The organism is Mesorhizobium sp. BR115XR7A (assembly GCF_020165315.1).
GTDB classification, from domain to species: domain Bacteria; phylum Pseudomonadota; class Alphaproteobacteria; order Rhizobiales; family Rhizobiaceae; genus Mesorhizobium; species Mesorhizobium australicum.
In genome coordinates, this window is the sequence record NZ_JAIUHW010000006.1 from 372,601 (window position 1) to 392,030 (window position 19,430).

At 62.3% G+C, this 19,430-nt stretch carries 17 protein-coding genes; 5 read left to right on the plus strand and 12 right to left on the minus strand.

The genetic code is table 11. The features are described from left to right. Positions 1-130: 130 nt before the first annotated feature. Genes LB557_RS15910 through LB557_RS15925 form a run of 4 tightly spaced genes read right to left on the minus strand, consistent with a single transcriptional unit; the run spans position 131 to position 5,278 of the window. Entirely contained in the window at positions 131-1,660 is a 1,530-nt protein-coding gene (locus tag LB557_RS15910; RefSeq protein ID WP_224641581.1) for a mercuric reductase, read from the minus strand. After that, positions 1,650-2,990: a glucoamylase family protein gene (locus LB557_RS15915; RefSeq protein WP_224641583.1), complete on the minus strand. Its 1,341-nt coding sequence runs from the start codon at positions 2,988-2,990 to the stop codon at positions 1,650-1,652. Before LB557_RS15915 ends, LB557_RS15910 begins: the two co-directional genes overlap by 11 nt. Continuing rightward, positions 2,983-4,467 (minus strand): GH39 family glycosyl hydrolase, encoded by a 1,485-nt coding sequence (locus LB557_RS15920; protein WP_224713072.1) that lies wholly within the window; start codon positions 4,465-4,467, stop codon positions 2,983-2,985. The genes LB557_RS15915 and LB557_RS15920 overlap by 8 nt, the downstream gene beginning before the upstream one ends. Positions 4,468-4,525: 58 nt before the next feature. Further along, a complete protein-coding gene (locus LB557_RS15925; RefSeq protein WP_224641586.1) occupies positions 4,526-5,278 on the minus strand; it encodes an SDR family NAD(P)-dependent oxidoreductase in 753 nt (250 codons plus the stop codon). Positions 5,279-5,742: 464 nt separating this feature from the next. Here LB557_RS15925 and LB557_RS15930 point away from each other — a divergent pair, with 464 nt between their 5' ends. Beyond that, positions 5,743-7,041 (plus strand): O-antigen ligase family protein, encoded by a 1,299-nt coding sequence (locus LB557_RS15930; protein ID WP_224641588.1) that lies wholly within the window; start codon positions 5,743-5,745, stop codon positions 7,039-7,041. Between the two features lie 194 nt (positions 7,042-7,235). Here the strand turns inward: LB557_RS15930 and LB557_RS15935 are convergent, their stop codons facing one another. Both LB557_RS15935 and LB557_RS15940 read right to left on the minus strand, forming a co-directional pair. Next, positions 7,236-8,492, minus strand: coding sequence for a polysaccharide biosynthesis/export family protein (locus tag LB557_RS15935; RefSeq protein ID WP_181172928.1), 1,257 nt, complete (start codon positions 8,490-8,492; stop codon positions 7,236-7,238). Positions 8,493-8,577: 85 nt separating this feature from the next. Continuing rightward, a complete protein-coding gene (locus tag LB557_RS15940) occupies positions 8,578-9,255 on the minus strand; it encodes a sugar transferase (protein WP_015314232.1) in 678 nt (225 codons plus the stop codon). Positions 9,256-9,854: 599 nt separating this feature from the next. Here LB557_RS15940 and LB557_RS15945 point away from each other — a divergent pair. Further along, entirely contained in the window at positions 9,855-10,130 is a 276-nt protein-coding gene (locus tag LB557_RS15945; protein WP_015314231.1) for a hypothetical protein, read from the plus strand. 22 nt (positions 10,131-10,152) lie between these two features. On the opposite strand, the gene LB557_RS15950 is transcribed toward LB557_RS15945, so the two are convergent. From LB557_RS15950 to LB557_RS15975, 6 genes are all read right to left on the minus strand, one after another. Beyond that, the gene (locus tag LB557_RS15950) at positions 10,153-11,997 is read right to left on the minus strand and encodes an ABC transporter ATP-binding protein (RefSeq protein WP_224584342.1); all 1,845 of its coding nucleotides are present in this window, start codon (positions 11,995-11,997) and stop codon (positions 10,153-10,155) included. After that, positions 11,990-12,967, minus strand: a complete 978-nt coding sequence (locus LB557_RS15955; protein WP_224641590.1) for a serine kinase — start codon at positions 12,965-12,967, stop codon at positions 11,990-11,992. The genes LB557_RS15950 and LB557_RS15955 overlap by 8 nt, the downstream gene beginning before the upstream one ends. Further along, positions 12,964-14,886: a lasso peptide isopeptide bond-forming cyclase gene (locus tag LB557_RS15960; RefSeq protein ID WP_140875677.1), complete on the minus strand. Its 1,923-nt coding sequence runs from the start codon at positions 14,884-14,886 to the stop codon at positions 12,964-12,966. Before LB557_RS15960 ends, LB557_RS15955 begins: the two co-directional genes overlap by 4 nt. Continuing rightward, positions 14,883-15,275: a lasso peptide biosynthesis B2 protein gene (locus LB557_RS15965; protein WP_224641593.1), complete on the minus strand. Its 393-nt coding sequence runs from the start codon at positions 15,273-15,275 to the stop codon at positions 14,883-14,885. The genes LB557_RS15960 and LB557_RS15965 overlap by 4 nt, the downstream gene beginning before the upstream one ends. Positions 15,276-15,384: 109 nt before the next feature. After that, on the minus strand, positions 15,385-15,684 hold the full coding sequence (locus LB557_RS15970; RefSeq protein WP_140723291.1) for a PqqD family protein: 300 nt from the start codon (positions 15,682-15,684) through the stop codon (positions 15,385-15,387). 135 nt (positions 15,685-15,819) lie between these two features. Then, positions 15,820-15,972, minus strand: coding sequence for a lasso peptide (locus LB557_RS15975; protein ID WP_015314225.1), 153 nt, complete (start codon positions 15,970-15,972; stop codon positions 15,820-15,822). Between the two features lie 507 nt (positions 15,973-16,479). On the opposite strand from LB557_RS15975, the gene LB557_RS15980 reads away from it, so the two are divergent. The 3 genes from LB557_RS15980 to LB557_RS15990 all read left to right on the plus strand — a co-directional run bounded on the left by LB557_RS15980 (position 16,480) and on the right by LB557_RS15990 (position 19,390). Beyond that, positions 16,480-17,610: a nucleotidyltransferase family protein gene (locus LB557_RS15980; protein WP_140614938.1), complete on the plus strand. Its 1,131-nt coding sequence runs from the start codon at positions 16,480-16,482 to the stop codon at positions 17,608-17,610. 64 nt (positions 17,611-17,674) lie between these two features. Next, the gene (locus LB557_RS15985; RefSeq protein ID WP_015314223.1) at positions 17,675-18,697 is read left to right on the plus strand and encodes a glycosyltransferase family 2 protein; all 1,023 of its coding nucleotides are present in this window, start codon (positions 17,675-17,677) and stop codon (positions 18,695-18,697) included. A 291-nt stretch (positions 18,698-18,988) separates the two neighbouring features. Then, positions 18,989-19,390 (plus strand): hypothetical protein, encoded by a 402-nt coding sequence (locus LB557_RS15990; RefSeq protein ID WP_015314222.1) that lies wholly within the window; start codon positions 18,989-18,991, stop codon positions 19,388-19,390. The last annotated feature ends 40 nt before the right edge of the window (positions 19,391-19,430 follow it).

The window sequence follows — 19,430 nt, forward strand, 5'->3', positions numbered from 1 at the left end:
ACAGAAATCAGCTTCGACTTGTTTAGCCGAACCGTGCTTTCGTCAAGCGCTGGATCACAGTCTGATGCCCGGCGCGCTTGCCTTGCGGATCGGTCGCAATGCGGATCCGGCTGGGACCGAGCGCAAAGGCCTATCGCCTGGACCAGGCCAGCCAGCGGGCCGCCAGGCGCCTGCGCAATGAAGTGAACCGTGTCCGTCGGTAAGCGTCGCCCGCCATCTTGATGCCTTGCGCCTGTGTCGGGAAGGGATGGATGACATCGGCCAACGCATGCAATCCCATGCCCGAACGGATAGCGAGGGTCACGGCATTGATCATCTCGCCGGCATGGCTGGCAACGACCGTCGCTCCCAGGATGCGGTCGGATCCCTCCCTGACGTGGATTTTGACGAACCCTTCCTCTTCGCCGTCCATCACGGCGCGGGCGACATCGTGCATCAGGACCGTATAGGTCTTGACCGGAATGCCGTTGCGCCGCGCCTCCAGGGGATAGAGACCGACATGGGCGATCTCCGGATCGGTATAGGTGCACCAGGGGATAACGAGTTCGCTGAGCCTTTCGCGGCCGCGAAACAGGGCATTGCGCACGACGATGCGCGCTGTTGCCTCGGCGGTGTGGGTGAACTTGTATTCGAGGCAGACGTCGCCCGCCGCGTAGACATTTGGGTTGGTGGATCGCAGATAATCGTCGACCTTGATGCCGCTGGCGTCATAGGCCACGCCGGCTTCATCGAGGCCCAGGCCATCGACGTTGGGCGAACGGCCGACGCCAGTGATGATCTCATCGACCGTAATCGTCGTCGTGTCGCCATCCCGCATCAGGTCGGCGGCCTTCTTCTCGCCCTCCATCCGCACCGCCACCACTTCGGTGTTCAGCCGCACCTCGATCCCCTCGCGCGCCAGCGCATCCGAAAGGATCTGCGCGGCGTCGCGCTCCTCGCCGGGCAGGAACATCGGATCGCTCTGCGCCAGTATGACCTTGGCGCCGAGCAGGCAGAAAGCCTGCGCCGTCTCGCAGCCGAGCGGCCCGCCGCCGATCACGAGGAGCCGCGGCGGGCATTGCGTAAGGTCGTACATGGTCTCGTTGTCGAGATAACCGGCCACGGCAAGCCCTGGAATCGCGGGCCCGCTCGCATGCGCGCCGGTCGCGACCAATGCCTTCTTGAAATGCAGGGTCCTGTCCGCGACCACGACGGTGTCCGGTCCGGCGAAGCGCGCTTCGCCGAAATAGAGGTCGATGCCCTCGGCTGCGACGGAAACGGCCGAATTGGCACGGCTGATCCGCTGCCGTATCTGCCGCATCCGTGTCATCGCCCGTTGAAAGTCGACACGAAGGTGGTCTGGCGGGTCGCCGCCAAAGCTCTCGGCATCGCGCATATCGGCATAGAGCCTGGCCGTGCGGATGATCGACTTCGACGGGATGCCGCCGACATTGACACAGGCACCACCGATCAGCCCGCGTTCGATCAGCGCGACCTTCGCGCCAAGGCTCGCGGCGTCACGCGCGGCGGTCAGCCCTGCCGGCCCGGCGCCGATGACAACGAGATTGTAGGGGCCGTTCGCGGTCGGGTTCTTCCAGTGCGCGGGATGCGCGCCCCTGATCAGTTCGACGTCATTGCTGTCGACAGGGAAGACGGCGGCTCTCGTCGGTTCACGCGACATCGCGCCCCCCGGGTACCGGCCGCGACAGCCATCCGCCGGTGAAACCCGCCTTGCCCAGGCCGCGACGGATATGGGGATTGGAACGCATCAGCTTCCAGATCAGTCCGGAACGGTGGTTTTCGATCATCATCACCGCGATGCCCTGGTCGAGCCCGTAATGGCCTTCCGAGACCCAGCCGTTGCGGCCGAATTTGCGGCGGTTGGCCAATGTCGGGTTGAAACCGCTCGGCAGGCGGAAATCGTCGAGAACCTCCGGATAACGATCGACGAGGTGACGCAGCGCCGCCAGGCAAATGTCCGGCGCGAAAGGCAGCGACGCCGGATAGGACCATGGCGCGATTGTCCCGTCATCCGGTCCGAAAGGCGCGCCGCGCGCGGCATAGCCGGAAAACCGGTGGGGCCGCCGCTCCACGCTGGCGCGGAAGCCGCCCGGTCCGTCTCCGGCCGAAAGGCCCCACAAATTCTCGCCATAGCCGTCAAAGCCGTAAGGGTTGTGCCGGGCGTAGTCGCGGTGAAGGTATGTCGAGCGGCGGCTGTTTTCGAAATAGTCCGAATTCTTCTCCCGCATGAAAGCGTCGCGGATGCCGGCGAAATCGATCCAGGCATGCGAGAACTGGTGCATGAACAGCGGCCCGCCATAGAGCACGTCGTGGCCGTAGATGTTTTCCCATTGATAGGTCGCCGTCCAGGCCTCGTAGCTGTCGTCCGAGGTCGGGCGGTCCGGAGAGGCCATCGACAGCACATAGAGGATCGTCGCCTCGTTATAGCCTTCCCAGCCATAATGCAGAAAGCCGCTTCTCGGCTTCCAGCCCTGGCGGAGCGTCGGGCTGCTGCCTTGCGCCCATCGCCAGTCGACGCGCCTGTAGAGCGCCTCGGCCAGGAGGCGGATTTCGGCTTCTTCGTCATTGTCGTCGGAAAAATACGCGCTCGCCACCAGCATGCCGGCGATCAGCAGGGCGGTATCCACCATCGACAGTTCGCAGCGCCAAACGCGCAAGCCGCTCCGCATGTCGAGAAAGTGGTAGTAAAAACCCTTGTGGCCGGTGACGTCGTGACCGCTGCCTTGCGTGCTGGTCTGGAAAAAGCGTAGCGCCGCAAGGGTCAGGCAGGCAGCCGCGTCGCGCGTTATCCAGCCACGTTCGACGCCGATCGGATAGCAGGACAGGGCAAAACCGACGACGGCGATGCTGCACGGCGAATTGGGCCGCGACGTGTCGGCGACCAGCCCGTTGTCGGGGTTCACGTTCTCCAGGAAATAGCCGAACGCGGCGCGTTGACAGCGGTCCAGCAGTTCGTCATCGGCCAGCGCGGCGGGATCTGCTCTAAGCAATCGATAAAAACTCCAGCCTGATGGCAGCAACGCCCTGCGCAGGTACGGTGACATCGAACAGAAGGGTATGACCGTTGAAGGCGATCGCTTGCGCCTGTTCCGGCATCGCCGAGGCCGCATGCAAATGCTCTACCATTGCTCGGCTCAGGTAATCGGGACTTCCCATCGTCGCCCATAGCGCCTTGGGGTTGGCATTTGCCGCATCGACGCGTCGGATGGTTACCATGTCGGGCCGCCGTGCATTCTCAAGTTGAATCTGCACGGTCTCGTTCGCGACCGGATGCCGCGGCAAGGCGAAGTTGGAAATCAGCACGGTCAACGAATTTCCGTCGCGCACACACCAACTGTCGACGGTGGGATGATTGCCTTGAGTCGACAGGATTTCGGTTCCAAGGCCATGCAGCATTTCGAAGGCACGGTAAGCCGGTTTGGCGACGCCGTGAAGGTTCATCAGGCCGAAACCACCATGAAAGGGTAGGGATGGAAAATAATTCTCTTCGAAAATATCCGAAAAGGTCCAGTAGCTGTAGCCCTGAACCAGCCCTCTCGCCTCCATGATCGTCTTGACGATGAAGGCGGCGGCATAGGGCTCGTCGTGCATGGGATCGCGCGGGTTCGACGATGTGCACCATTCGGTGTAGTAGAGCGGACGGTCGCCTGCCTGCCGTCGCGCGGTGCGCGCTTCCTCGCGCAGGACGCTTCGCGTGCTTTCCGAGAGCTGGGCTTCGGTGTCGTCGCCAGGCTGGCCGAAGGCATCGGTCGGATAATGGTGCGTGCTGACGAAGTCCGCGGGAAGGCCGTTCTGGCCACAGTAAGCGATGAACTCATCGATCCAGGCATTGTCGGCTGTGGCTGGTCCGCCGACCTTCAAATGCGTGTCAACGGATTTGATTGCTCTTGCCGTGTAGGCATACAGCTTGAAATAATCCTCCTGTTTGCCGCTGCCGAACGCCTCGAGATTGGGTTCATTCCAGACCTCGAAGAACCATTGCCGCACCTCGTCGAGGCCGTAGCGATCAACCCAGTGAGCGACGAGTTTCGAAATCAGCGTCGACCACTGGTCGTAGTCCTTCGGCGCGCTGACATTGGCGCGATAACGGAAGACGATCTTTCCGGACGACGACAGCATCGTCGGCGTGAAACTCAGCTCGACGAAGGGGCGCATGCCGATCGACAGCAGGAAATCGAAGATCTGATCGGCATTGAAGAACGAATAGAGCGGCTTGTCGTCATGGTCGATGAGCGTGCCCATGTCGTCATCGAGCAGCCCGTGAAAACGGACATGGCGAAAGCCGAGTTCGTCATGCGCCCGGCGCATCTGCGCCTGCCAGTCCGCGCGCAGGGCGAGCGTCGCGTGGCCGCTGCCGACCGTATGTTCCCAGAAGTGGGGGAATTCCTCTCCCTGAACGCCGAGATCGCAGCGAAAGGTCACACCCGTGGAACTGTCTGAAATATTTGCCGTTTCTACACGTTCCATCACCGACTATACGTCGGCGATGGCATATCGTTGCCTGCTCACGCGGATTTGTAGTGCATCAGTAGGTGGCGCGGCCGCCCGAGACGTCGAACACAGCGGCCGTGGTGAACGAGCATTCCTCCGAGGCGATCCATGAGATCAGCGCCGCCACTTCCTCGACCTCGCCGAACCGCGCCATCGGTATCTTGGAGAGCATGAAATCGATGTGCTCCTGCTTCATCTGCTTGAAGATCGCGGTGCGCACGGCGGCCGGCGTCACGCAATTGACCGTCACCTTGGTCTTGGCGAGTTCCTTGCCGAGCGACTTGGTCAGGCCTATCACCGCCGCCTTCGAGGTGCTGTAGGCGGAAGCGTTGGGATTGCCTTCCTTGCCGGCGATCGAGGCAATGTTGACGATGCGGCCATAGTTGCGCTCGAGCATGTGTGGCACCAGCGCCTTGTTGCAGTAGAAGACGCCGTTGATGTTGATGTCGATGACCCCACGCCAGTCCTCGACCGAATAGGACCAGGTGGTCATGTTGGGGCCGGTGATGGCCGCACTGGTGACCAGTATGTCGACCGCGCCGAAGGCGTCGATCGTCAATCGTGCGGCGACCTCCACACTTGCCGCATCCGCAACGTCCAACGTCACTCCACGCAGGCCGGGAACAATGGCTTTCGCCTGTTCGATCTGTGCGGGATCGCGATCCCAGACGCAGACGCGCCCGCCTTCGTCGGCGATCCTCTGCGCGACCGCCAGGCCGATGCCCGAGGCGCCGCCGGTGATGACCGCCGACCGGTCGGCGAAGCGTCCCGCGAAATTCATTGGCATGTGTTCCCCCCTGTTCATGTTGGCTGAAGCCGCCCTGCGTGCTGGCCCGTCCTGGGACTGTGAGGTGACCGCCGACCGAGTTCAAGCCGGCATGCGGCCGGATCGTCTGGGCCAATCGGCCGGATTATGGCGCGGTTCCTTCGAGTTGGTCGCGCAGCGCTTCCACCATACCCACCACGGCGAGGCCGATTTAGGCATGCGCATGGACTAAGGAAACCTCAAGGGACGCGCCTCGTTCCTGATGGGCAGTCGGAGCACATGACCAATTGGCCCGTCCACGGCCGAGATCTCTCGGCGATCGCCGCGCTGTAAGACAAGGTGACCGGATTTGCCATTGAGCACGGGGTGCGATAGGTTATATTGCACTGCACAATGGAGGCGCCGTTTCTTGTACGACCCTGTTTGCGAATATGCCGGCTGGTTTGCGGCCTGCCGGTCCTGGGTCGTGTCGACGGGACCGTGAGATGAAAATTCCCAAATCCCTGCTCGTCGATCCCGAGAAGAATTCCGTCTATGGCAGCTTTGCCGTTGCCGTTTCGATCTGGGCGTTCTCCTATTCCGTCATTTTCGGCCAGGTGCTGATCCTGGCCTATTATGCCGTCTGGCTTCCGCTTATCCTGGTCGACTACCAGCGTTTCCTGCGGCAACTGTCCAGCGCCTGGCTGCCGCTGCTCTTCGCGGCCTATGTCTGCTTTTCCATATTCTGGTCGCAGGCGCCCGGCGTCACCGCCAGAACGGCGGTCCAGTACTTGTCCCATATCGCCTGCGCCTATGTCGCCGCACGCACCGTCAGCGTGCGCACCCTGACGATAGGCGCCCTGGTCGGCATATTCTTCGTCCTGCTCTATTCGCTGAAAGTCGGCGCCTATTCCGAGGACGTCCTCGACGGCACCTATAATTTCGTCGGCGCCTTCGCCTCCAAGAACCAGATCGGCTTCGTCGGCTCGCTCGGCATCTATTTCTCGGTCGTGTTCCTTGCTTTTCTTCGGCGTGGCCGGCTGAGTTTCATGCTGACCGTGCCGGTCGTGCTGTTGTCGGCCTATGTGCTGGTCGTCTCGCATTCCGCCACCTCGATGGCCTCGATACCGGCGGTTCTGGCGCTGGTGGCGCTTCTTGCGATGAGCAAGCTTTTGTCGCGACGCTACCGCCGGGTGATCTTCCTGGTCGGCGCCGGCATGATCGTCGTGGTGGCCATCGTCGCCCTCAATCTCGGGCTCATGGACTTCGTGCTTGGCATCTTCGGCAAGGATTCGACGCTCACCGGGCGGACTTATCTGTGGGAGCAGGGCTGGAACGCCGCGATGCGATCGCCGATCCTTGGCGTCGGCTATGCCGCCTATTGGGTGCAGGGCTTTGCCGAGGCGGAGCGGCTGTGGAACGAATTCTACATCAGCACCCGCACCGGCTTCCATTTCCACAACACCTATGTCGAAGCCCTTGTCGAACTCGGCTTCACCGGGGCGGTGCTGATATCGCTGATCATGCTGCGCACGCTCCTCGGCCACATCGCGGCGGTGGTCTTCAAGACATGGCAGGCCGAATCGGTGGTTCTGATCGGCGTGATGGTGCTGCTGCTCATCCGCTCCTTCGTCGAGGTCGAGATACTCAACCCCTACATCATGGGTTCATTCCTGATGTATTTCAGCTTCTTCAAGCTGGCGAGGCTGCCGGTCACCCGCACGCGATGGTCACCGGCTTTCGAGCCGGGGGATGCCAAGGCCGGACAGGCAGCCTGGCCTCACCGTCCCGCGGCAGCCGAGTAATGATGAGAGTCCGCTAGTCTAAAGCCATCGCGGGAAAACCGCGTAGCGGTTCCGTTCGGGATTGCGTCAAAAGCCATTCTGATTTTCCGGTGCTGAAAATCTATCAGCAAAAAACCTCCGCCAAGCAGGCTTGGCTGAGGCTCAAAGTCTTGCGCTGTGGATCGAACGCGGCGAGCCCGCGATCCTCCGCGTTTCTACTGGCTAGCCAGCGGCGCCAGCTTGATCTTGATCACATCGCCAGGCAGCACCGGTGTGTCTTCCTTGGCGGCGATTTCGCTGGTCTTGCCGTCGACATTGCGCACCAGCGAATAGAGCAAGGTAGGTTGCTGGTCGTTGGTGATGGCGGCCGTCGTTGCCGGATCCGTGGCCTGGGCTATCAGGCCTTTTTGCATATTCACCTTCAGCGCGGCCTCGTTCAGGTCGGCTTCGGTCTGCTGGCGATCGGCGGCGAGGCTCGAACTCAAGGTGTTCTGGGCGTCGATGGCGTCCTGCGTCGCCTTGCTGATCGCCTGCTTGGCGGTCAGGATGGCTGTCTCGTAGTCCAGGATCTTGCCCTGCAGGTCGGTAACGGACTGCTGCGAATCCAGAAGCCTGGCATTGGCCACCAGTCCCTTCTGGGCCAGCGGACCGATGCTGGCCAGCTGTTGCTGGGCCAGGTCGACCTGCTTCTGCTGGTTGACGATCTTCTTCTGCAGCGATTCGATTTCGGCCTGCAGCACACCCTTGAGATCGTCGAGCGCCTCGAGCTTGAGCTTCAGCGCCTTCTGGTCGGCGGTAAGGATTGTCATCTCGTCGGCGACGATGGTCGGCAGCCGCGGATCGCCTTCGACCTCCTTGGGTGCCTCAAAACTCGTCTTGCCGGCCATGTCGGCGTCGATGCGGGCGCGCTTGACGATCAGCCGAACGCGCTGGTCGTCGGAGATATCGAAATTGCCCTTGGCGGTGACCAGGTCCTTGCCGAGTTGGGGACCGTAGTCGGCGTTGCGCCTGATGCCTCCGGCGACGCTGATCGCTTTCAGCACCGTAAGATCGGGCACAAAGGGAAATTGCCCGGGATTCTGCACCTCGCCCGAAATGTAGAAGGGCCGGAACTGCGCCATTTCGACCGAGGCTTCGGGCTTGTCCGACAAAGCGAGCTTGTGCTGCAGCGCCTCGCCGATCGCCGCGGCGACCTCCGCCGTGGTCTTGCCGGCCGCCGGCAACTCGCCGACGAAAGGCACCGACAGCGTGCCTGCCGGGCCGATCGTATATTGGCCATTGACCGACGACCAGTCGCGGAACGTGCTTTCGACGGTCTGCCATTCGGCGATGCGGATGGTGAGCTTGTCCTGGGAGCCCAGACGGTAATCGTCGGCGGCGGCCATCTGGGGAAAAGCAAGCGACATCGCAAGGCAGGTCGCCAGGAGCCGCGAGCGGCCGGAAAACGGGCCGCTGCCAAAGGCTTCGAAAATGTCTATCTTCAACTGAGCGTTCCGATCCGTTTTAGCCCCATCGCCCGATGAGCTTGCCGCCGGATGCCTTGATCCTGCCGGCCGATCAGTAAGAGCCGCGCGACATCCAGACGGCCGGCACTGTTCTGATGATGATGCGAACGTCCTCGAACAGCGACCAGTTCTCGACATAGTGGCGGTCGAACGCGACGCGGCTGTCATAGGAAACGTCGTTGCGGCCGCTGACCTGCCACAGGCCAGTCAGGCCGGGCCGGGACTTCAGATAATAGACAGCCGCGCTGCCATAGATTTCCAGTTCGTCCCGGACCACCGGGCGAGGCCCGACAAGGCTCATGTCGCCCTGGAGGATGTTGATGATCTGCGGCAATTCATCGAGGCTCAGCTTGCGCAGCACCGTTCCGACGCGGGTGACGCGTGGATCGTTCTTCAGCTTGCGGGTCGCTATCCATTCCGCATTGGCCTCTGGATTGGTCGCGAGATAGGCTGCCAGCACCTTGTCGCCGTCCGGAACCATGGTGCGGAACTTGAGGCAGGAGAAGAGCCGTCCGCCGCGCCCGATTCGACGGTGACCATAGAAAACCGATCCGCCATCGGAGAATTTGACGAGCAGCGCTATCATGATGAACAGCGGGCTGAGCGCGATCAGTCCAGCCAGCGAACCGACGATGTCGAAACTCCGCTTGATGAGGCCGCCGATCGGCGGCGGAAAGTCGGTGTCGGCCTGCGAAAACCCCGCCGTGGCCGACTTGGCAATATCCCTCATACGGAAACTCCATGCGTTGAACGAATGGTTTACCGCACGATACCAAAAAAATGCTGCAGCGCAACACACAATTTCCCACGCCGCTGAAATAGTCGCGTCATGAATTGACTAAATAATAAGCTCGCGCTGCACAAATTTCGAAATGTTTAGCACATTTGTGACAATAAATGGGCAAGCATAAAAAAATCCGGGCGTTTTTAGGGCGTTTTGTGGGCGGCGCGTTCCCAGTGTCGGGATCCAGAGCATACGAGTCCTTACTGACGATGCTATATTCTGGACTATTCACCTAAAATACCATCTAATATTATGGGTTGTACTCCAGATATGCAATGGCTGCAGGTTGAGTGAAATGCGGCCGGGTGCGTTGCAGCATGGCAGAATCGAACGCGTAAGCGCAATCAAAAATATGTGCGGTTGCCCTTGCCGCCTTCTGCTCGCCTTAATAGAATTGCAAATTATACCTGTCACGGTGGCGACAGGTTGAAAGGCCGGAAGCAACCGGTCGAGAGCGGGTGGTTTAACAAGCCCGCATCACAAGGGACGGCGCTCGGGTGGGGCTATCGTTGGATATACCCGAGCCGGTTTATGGGCTGTTGGGTATGTCGCTTCCAAAATTCATCGTTGGGATGCTGTTCGCGCTCGCGATCGTCGTCGCCTGGTCCTGGCTGGGTGGAGCTTCGCTTGGCACGACACTGCTGCGTGTCATCATCTGCGCGGTGGTCATCCAGGCCGGTTATTTCGCGGTCGTCTATGCCATGATCGCCAGGAGCGCGCCAACGCCGGCCGACAGGCTGCGCGAAGCCGAGAGAAAGCAGAACTCCACCGAAGTGCCCGAGGGCGAGAAGCTGGGCAGCGTCCGGCGGGGGCTGCATTAGATCCACGGGGACATCATCGTCCTCAGGCCACATCGGCGGGTTCGGTCTCCGACTGTTCTCCCGACAGCATCCGGGACAACCGGCTCCCCGGCTTCGCCTTCAACCGCTGATATTGCCCGACCTCCACCACACGACCATCCTCCATCGCCACCACCCAGTCGGCGAAGGCGATCATCGACGGCCGGTGCGCGATGGTCAGGATCGTCATTGCGCCGCGCAGGCCGTCGATCGACCGGGCGATAAGCGACTGGTTCTGCCAGTCGAGCGCGCTTGTCGCCTCGTCCAGGATGAGCAGTGACGGCTTGCGCAGCAACGCGCGTGCCAGCGCGATGCGCTGGCGCTCGCCACCCGAGAGGCGCACGCCGCGGTCGCCGACCACGGTATTCAGCCTCAGGTCCAGTCGGTCTACGAAATCGCCGGCGTGAGCGGCGCGCAGTGCCTTCCACAAGTCGTCCTCGCTGGCCTGAGGCGCGGCAAGGCGCAGGTTCGCAGCGATCGTGTCATGCAGCAGGAACACGTCCTGCGGCACATAGGCCACCTGATCGCGCCAGCGGCGGCGATTGCCGGCATCGAGCTCGACGCCGTCGACGAGGATCTTGCCGGTGGTCGGTTCGAGCAGCCCGAGCAGCATGTCGGCGATCGTGCTCTTGCCTGACCCGGACGGGCCGATGAGCGCCGTGACCTTGCCGGCCGGAAGGCCGAAGGTGATGTCGCTCACCACTGCCTTGCCGGCGCCGTCGTCATAGACAAAGGAGACGTCGCGAATGTTCAGCCCCGTATCGAGGGTCAGCTTGCGGGCATCCGTGGATTCGACGTGGCCAGGCTCCCGTTCGGCGTCGAAACGCGCCTGCAGGTTGCGCATTGCCGTATAGGCGGGCAGGTTGATCAGCACCTGCTGGGCCTGCGTCTGCATGTCCATGAAGCGCGGCGCGATGCGCATGAAGACCAGGAGCAGCACGACGATCTCGGCCAGCGACAGGTGGAAGCGGACCAACGCCACATAGATGAAGACGCTCAAGCCCACGACGCTCGCCACCTGGAACACGGCGGTGCCGATCGAAGAGTTGCGGACATAGGCGATATTGTCGGCCTTCATCTTTTCGAGCGTGACCCGCAGCTGCGCGAAATAGCTGGCCTCGACGTTCAGGCTCTTGGCCACCTTGATGCCGCCGAGAAATTCCGAGACCGTGCGGTACTGGTCCTGGCGATTGGTCGTCAGGATCCGGCCGAAGGCGGTGGCTCGCGAGCGAAATGGCTGCAGCGCTATGAACATCACGATGCCGATGACGACGGCAAAGGCCGTCATGACCGGCGAAATGAACATGGAAATCACCAGATAGCCCGCCAGCAGCACGGCGATCTGCACCAGCATCAGCAGGGCAAAAGCCGCCCCCTGGACGCGGTCTATGTCGCCGGTCAGGGCATGGTCGAGATCGGAGCCGCGCATGCGCGTGAACACGCCCCAGCGCGCCTTGCCGATGCTCTCGAACAGGTTCATGCGCAAGCGGTTGATGAAATCGAAGAGCAGCCTTGCCATGTACACCGACTTGAAGCGGTTGAAGGCTGCTTGCACGGCAACAAGCCCGACCAGCGCGCAAAGCACCGTCGTCAGCTGCAGCGTTCCGCCGGGCACCAGCCAGCGCACGAACTCGATATTGGGCAGCCTTACCGCGAAATCCTGGTCGGCACGGCCGACCAGGTGCAGCAACGGCACCAGCAGCAGGATGGAAACGCCTTCCGTCAGGCTGCCGAGGATCAGGAACAGCAGCGCCGTCCAGGTTCGTCGTCCGCCGATCCGGGCAATGACCGCGCCGAATGCCGCGACATCGCGAAACAGCGACAGGCTGAAGACCGATGACCTAGGCATCTCCAGCCAATTCCTTTTCGATCAGCGCCACAGCCTCGCCGATCCTGTCGATGCCCGTCGGAACGTCCAGCCGGCACACGCCGACATGGTTAGCGATCGCTGAACAGTGGCGAAGATGCATCGCCGCGAAATCGCCGGAGAGCGCCGCGCGGCCAAACCGCGTCACGTAGGAGAATTTGATGATAGCTGGCAAGGCGGCGATTTGAGGCAGGAGGGTGATCCCGGCCCCTTCGCCGCGCTCGAGGATGTAAATCCTGGCCGCCGGCACCCTGTTGCCGGAGAAGGCGCCGTGCAGGCGATGCTGCATCTTCTCGATTGCCGGATGCACTTGCGGTCGCACTTGCGCTTGCCCAAGCGAGATTGCCGCCGCGGCGTCGGCGGCAAGCTTGATCTGCGGAAATCCCGGAACGATCATCGGTTCGTCCGGGTTGGTGAGATCGAGCGCCACGACGTCGTCGGTGAGCAGGTCGTGTCCGGCCCGGATCAGGGCGCTTGCCGTCGTCGACTTGCCGGCGCCCTTGTCGCCCATGAAGATGGCGCCCCTGCCGGCCACCGCGATCGCGCTGGCATGCAGCACCAGCAGGCCGCGCTGGTGCAGCAGCAGCGCCAGCACCGGCCCCAGCAACGGGAAGGCAAGCAAGGCGTCGTCGACGCCGGGCGCCGGCTGGACATCGATGCGGCGGGCGTCGCTGATCAGGAATGCGCCGACGGCCTCCCAGGCCAGATACTGCCGGCCGGGCTCGAAACGGAAGACGGTCGCTGCCTCCGCTGAAGGCTTGGGCATATCGATCGGGCCGATGACGATCTCGATGTCGGCCGTCGCCGGGTCCGCCGGCTCCAGTTCGGGCAGCCACACGTCGGACGCGATGAGCAGGCCGTAGGCGCGGTAGTAACTTCGTTCTCCCGCTGTCCTGTCGCGGCTGGGAAGACGGTCGAGATCGCCGGTGAACGGCTCATGGCGAGACATCATGCGGGGCTCCCGCCATGCTGGACCTGCCGCAGCCACAGCGACAGCGACGCCGAGCGCCAGACATACTGGACATCGAGCGGTGCTGCCTGGTCTGGCTGGCGCAGCAGCCGCGCATAGGCGGCGTTTACTTCCGGCAGGTTGACATAGGGTGCGATGCGACCCGCATCGCCGACCAGCAACTGCTCCAGCAGGTCGCGATGGTTGCGCACCATGCCGTTGACCAGATTGGCGGTGAAATCGATCTTGTCGCGCCGCCACTGTACCGCCGCCGGCAGGATGCCTTCCATGGCCCGGCGCAGCACGTAGCGGCCAAACCCATGACGGAGCTTCTCCTCGCCCGGCAGCCCCAGGCAGAATTCCACCAGCGGCTTGTCCCAGAAGGGATACCGCGGCTCGACGCCGAAATTGGCGGCGGCCTTGTCCAAAACTTCGAAAGAGTGCGGAACATAGCCGTTGGACAGGATCCAGCGGTGGCTGAGCGCGTCGCTGGCTTGGACGCCGGGCGGCATGTAGCCAGCCCGATGGAACCGGTCGATGAGCTCGGTTCGCCTGGCAAGGTCCGGATTGATCAGGTCGCGCCAGCTGCGGCCACGCTTCGATCGGGCAGGCCTGCGCATCCTGTTCAGGGCTCGGTTCCCCAGCTGTCTCAGCCTGGCGATCCGCCAGGCCGGCCCGTAGATGGTCAGGAACTGGAAATACAGGCCGAGCGTGCTGTCGCCATAGGTGTTGGAGGCGCTTCGGACCTCGCGCCAAAGGTCCAGCCACCTGCCGCCATTGGCAAGCTCGTGCAGATGGCCATGCCCCTGTGAAACAACTTCGTCGCCGCCATGGCCGTCGAGGAGCACTTTGATGCCCTTGGCGCCGGCCGTCCGGTAGATACCGCGGGTCAGCGTCAGGCCCGGCGCCAGGAACGTGCCTTCCTGTTCCTCCAGCACCCGTTCGAATTCAGCGAAGGGTGCATAATTGCCGACTGGGATGAACGTCGGATCGGCCTTCTGCTGATCGAGCACGGCATCGATGAACGGGCGCTCGTCCATCGAGGAACCCTTTTCGAACACGAGCGAGAAGGTCGGTAGCCTCGGCTTGCGCTCGGCCGCATTTTGCACTCCCGCCACGCAGGTGATCGAGGATGAATCGAGGCCGCCGCTCAGCATCGCGCCGATCGACGGACTTCCTCGCATGCGGTTGCGGACCGATTGCGCGAACAGATGGGCGAATTCCTCCGCGGCATCAGGCCGCGGTGCTCGCTGCGATGGTTCGATCTGCCAGTACCGGCGCAGCACCAGACGTTGCGCGGTGACGGTGAGGCTGTGACGCGCCGGCAGGGCGAAGATGTCGCTGTAGGGCGTGGACTGCGGGTCATCGGGCAGCCCGGCCAGGAATCCCGAAATCCGGTGCTCGCTGAGTCGAGCACCGACCCCGTCGAGGCCGAGCATTGGCCCGATCTCGGAGGCAAAGGCAAAGCGGCGTTCCGCTGCGTGGTAATAGAAAGGCTTGACCCCGAAATGGTCTCGCGCGCAAAACAAAAGCTGCCGCTCGGCATCCCAGATGGCAAAGGCGAAGTCGCCTTGCAGATGCACGGGGCACGTTTCACCCCAGCGCAGATAGGCCCGCATCAGCAACGCCGCATCGGCGAGTGAGTTGTCCCTGATGCCGAGCCTTGCGAGCAGCTCGTCGCGGTTATCGAGCCGGCAATCGGCGGTGATGGCCAGCTTGCCGCCGGCCATGGTCAGCGGGCCGGGGCCGGCTTCGTCGGTGGTGTTGAGCCAGGCATGGCCAAGCGCGACGCCGCTGTCCTGCCACCACGAGGTTCCGTCGGGACCACGATGGCGTATGCGCGCCAGCATCTGCTGGATGTCGCTCGCCGCTTCAGCCGGCGCGGGGCCTTGTCGCAGCAGGATTCCGGCTACGCCGCTCATCGGCTGCCGTGGTCGATCAGGTGGGCGAAACCATCGACGGATCCGCCAAGCACGATGTGGTCATCGCTGATCAGCCAGGCATGCGCCTTCAATTGCTCGCCAGTGCCGCGCTCGATGCCGATGCGGATGTTCGACGCATTGCCCTGGCGCGCGAGGAGGTATTGGCCCGACAGCGCCTGGGTCAGGCAGGTGGCGCCCGGAACGAACCGTGCTGCGGCGGCAACCCCCCAGGCGACGAGCCGCAACTCGCCCATGCTGGCACACTGGTGCGCGTTGAGCCGCGTCACCATCCCACGCACCCGGTTGTAGGAGAACAATGTCAGCCCGAGCCGGACGGTCGTGACCACCAGCAGGCAGCGGCACAGGAAAAGCGCTTCCGAGCCGCTCAAGGACAAGATCCTGGCCAGGCTGCGCCTGCCAGGCCGCTGCTTCATCGGCCGGGGATTTCTCTGCGTCACAGCTCTTTGCCGCACAGCCATGGCCTTCTGCGACGCCTGCCTAGACGAGTGCCTCATGCTCAAGCCTCGCAAGCCCGTTTTCCGCCAGGCCTTTCAGCAATGCGTCGACGTCGGCCTTGCAGCGTTCGGCGTCGACATTGTAGCGAGCGAGGACGGCGCTGCGGATGTCCGCGATCGGCTTGGGTTCCTGGATCAATTCCCAGATGAAGGCGCCGACACCGTTGAGGCTGTAATAGATATTGGACTTCAGGTTGAGAAGCGCGAGGCCATCGCCGAATTCGCAAGCAACGGCGTCCTTGGTGGCCTTTACGCAATCGTGCTCGGATGGGTCCCAGTTCATCCTAAAACCTCGTTTGCAACACACGGTCTACGCGTCATCAGGTTCAATGGAAAGTCGGGGATTTTCATCCCCGGCTCCATTTCATTGTCTTCGATCCCGGAGGCCCAACGTCATTCCTCCAGAATCAGGCTGGTCTCAGGAGAACGTCAGGTCGCCAATCGGGGTGTGCGCGGGAAACGACGCGTCGATTGCCGTGCTGCCACCACCGCCTTGGGTAATGGTTTCGATTGAACCATGTACTGTCAGGTTTGGCGTTTCGTACTCATGCTTTTCAACATTCTGTTCCATTTTACTCTCCATAAGGACTGGAAACGGCCTGTCGATTGCCGTCAGCACTTTCATGCTGCATCGCAATAGCTGCACAGCAACATTTATGAGTCAAGCCTGATTTACCGGTCGTTAATCAATTATGGGTTGCGGACGTCACCCCGCGTGTAAGAAATCCACCTCTTTCGATATGAAGCCGGGTGTGATTGCCTCTCGTCACAGGAGATTCCGTAAACCATTGATTTTGCATAAACAAGAGGAAGCCAATGCTTGGCCATTGCCATTGGACAACGCCGAAAGATACTCAACTTTCAGCTGATCCCATCGATGGCCCGGCCGAAGCGCTGCGCTAGGGTAGGAATTCGTCCATACATCTCATCCCCTTCCGCGAAGCCGGCAAACGCTATGGTTGTAAAATTTCGCACTGCGAAAGGAAAGGCTTTACGGCGCCGCCGTTTTTGACGATGCTTTGCTTAGCAGCTGCAGCATACGCTTCGCGCAAACCGCTTTTTGGAGACTGTGCGCTCAATGGCCTTGCCGGAAAGCTCCTATGAAAGACTGCGCGCCACCGACTGCGCCGACGAGATCGCTTATGTGCGGGCCTGCTTACGGTTGTATTTCGCGGGGCCGGCCGCCTCGGCCGGTGAAACGTGGACGCCGGGCCTTTCCGACGCTGTCGTCACTGATATCGCCAGGTTGAACAAGGTCGGTACCTTCGTCTTGAAGGCGCTGTCGCGTACGCCGGCGCATGAGAGGCCGGCCGAACTGTTCCAGTGGCTCGAAACCTATCGCAGGAGGACGGTGTCGATGAACGCCGCCTGCCTAATGGATTCGATCGCCATTCACGAGGCGCTGCTCGACAGGCGGATTGATTTCGTGTTCCTGAAAGGGCCGTTCCAGCAGCATCTGCTTTACGACGATCATTTCATGAAACCCTCGGGCGATATCGATATTCTGGTTTCGCCTGCCGGGTTCTTGAAGGCACGCGAAGCGTTACGCTCGATCGGCTACGAAGTATCGGGCAAGTCGCGTTCGGTCTGGTGGGTCCGCTTCCTCGGCGAACAGCACATGATCCGTGGCAATGGGTCGAAATCATCCACTGTCGACCTTCATTACCGGCTTCAGCAGCCCGGCTCGCCCAGTCCGCGCGATGCTGACGGGTTCCTGCGGCGAAAGCGGCTGGTCGAGATCACCGGCGCCGAAGTCCCGTTCACGTCGGCTGCCGACACGCTGATGCTGGCCTGCATCAGCGTCGCCAAGGCACTGTTCAACCGGGAGCCTTGCGCCGGCTACGTCTGCGATATCAGGGCCAGCGCCAGCCGTCTCGGCCACGCCGATCAGCAGCGTGTGCTCGATGCGGCGGTGAGCCAGGGGCTGGAGGACACGCTGCTGCTCGGCCTGCGTTCCGCCGATGTGCTGCTCGGCGGCACCGGTACGCTTCTGTCGGAGCGGGCCAAGCCGATCCTGTCGCGCATCGGCAATGAAGACCTGCTCAACATGGTCATCGCGCCATGGCTGTCGTCGCTGCGCTGGCCGCAGCGACGCACGGTGTTGTGGGAATTGTGCGGCCGGGCTCCGGTCCGTTACCTTTCCGAGGCCGGTTGGGCGGCGTCGGCGGACATCAGCCGCCGCATCTTCGAACGGCCGGCCGGCCCGTGAAGGCGGCGAATATCGAACGCGTACAGGGCGAGGGCAGATCGGAACCTGTGCAAGAGGCAATTCCATGTCGATGACGAAATCCCAAGTCTGCGTGATCATCGCGGCCAAAAACGCGGCGCGAACGATCGCCGTCGCCATCGCGTCCGCGTTGCGCGAACCGGAAGTCGGGGAGGTCGTCGTCGTCGACGATGGCTCCACGGACAATACGGCCGAGGTCGCACGCTCCGCCGACGATGGCAGCGGCCGGCTTGCGGTGATGCGCCTCGACGTCAATCGCGGCCCTTCTTTTGCCCGCAATGCGGCGATCGCCGGTTCACGAGCCCCGTTCATCAGCATTCTGGACGCCGACGATTTCTTCCTCGAGGGCCGGTTTCGCAACCTGTTTGTCGGCGCCGATTGGGATTTCGCCGCCGACAACATCATGCTCATCAGGGATGACGCGGCTGGCGATGCAACCAAAATCGTCGCCCCGGATTTTGCCGCCGATCCGGAATTCCTCGATTTCGAAGGATTCGTGGAAGGCAACATCTCCAGGCGCCGCGTCCAAAGAGGCGAACTCGGCTTCTTGAAGCCGGTGATCAGCCGTGCCTTTCTCGACCGCCACGGGTTGCGCTACGACGAGAGCCTGCGGCTAGGCGAGGACTACGAGCTTTACGCGCGAGCGGTCGCCCACGGGGCACGGTTCAAGGTCATCCGTTCCTGCGGCTACGGCGCCATCGTCCGCGCCGATTCACTCAGCGGCCGCCACAAGACGCAGGATCTGAAGCGGCTGGCCGATGCCGATCTCGCGCTGCTGGCGATCGACAGCCTGCCGGAAGGGTCGAAAGCAGTGCTACGGCGGCACGAGCGGCATGTGCGCGACAAATACCGGCTGCGCAATTTCCTCGACGTGAAGGCCGAGCGGGGCCTGGCTTCTGCCGCGGCCTACGCCTTCGCAAGCCAATCCAACCTCGTCCCCATCGTCCAGGGCGTGGCGTCCGACAAGATCGAGGCGCTGTTTCGCAGTGTTGGCCTGGTCTCCAGGAACAAGCACGTGCCGCCGCTCCGTTTCCTGATGGCTGGAACCAGTACCGGCAAAGGACGGTAAGGCGCGGTGTTACCTGCCGACCGCGAGGCCGCCACGCAACCATTTCCATCCGATTTATGAGTTTATGAATTGGGTGGTTGCCTCGCGGCTCTGGGGATGGCAGTCTATGTTGCGGTGCAACAAATTAAACGACCAGCCGAACTGGCCCCCGATCGGACTGGTGCGAAGTCTCTCTTCGTCAGAGGAGTTGGGCGACGCGGTTACGAGTTTTCAGCCCCGGTTGCGGGGATCGGCCAGTGGCCTGGCCTGAAAGCCGGTCCAGGAAGCCGGCGATGACGGGAATTTAAGTTCATGGCCTCGATATTCGGCTTCAGATCAAGGGATCCGGCCCGCGACAGGCAGACCGACGTTGCGCGCCTGGACCGGCTGGCGAAGCTGTTCGAGCAGATCGCCGCCGAGATCGAGGCGGAGAAAACCGGCTTGGAGAGCCGCTACCGCAAGGAAGCGACCAACGCGGCCTTTCTGGTCGAAGCCATGGAAAACGGCTCCGCCTCCGATCGCCGCTCGTCCGAAGTCAGCGCGTTGACGCAGTCGATCCTGAACAGCGAGCGCCGCATCGCTGCGCTGTCGCGCCAGGGCGGCAGGATGCGCGAGCTCCGTCATTCGCTGGACGTGGTCTTCGACGAGAATACGACCACCGATCCGGCGGCGACGGTCGAACCGGTCAGGCAGGCGGGAGCCGGCCGAAATTGAAGGCGGCGGCGGGGGACCGTTACGGCGAAGGTGATGCAAG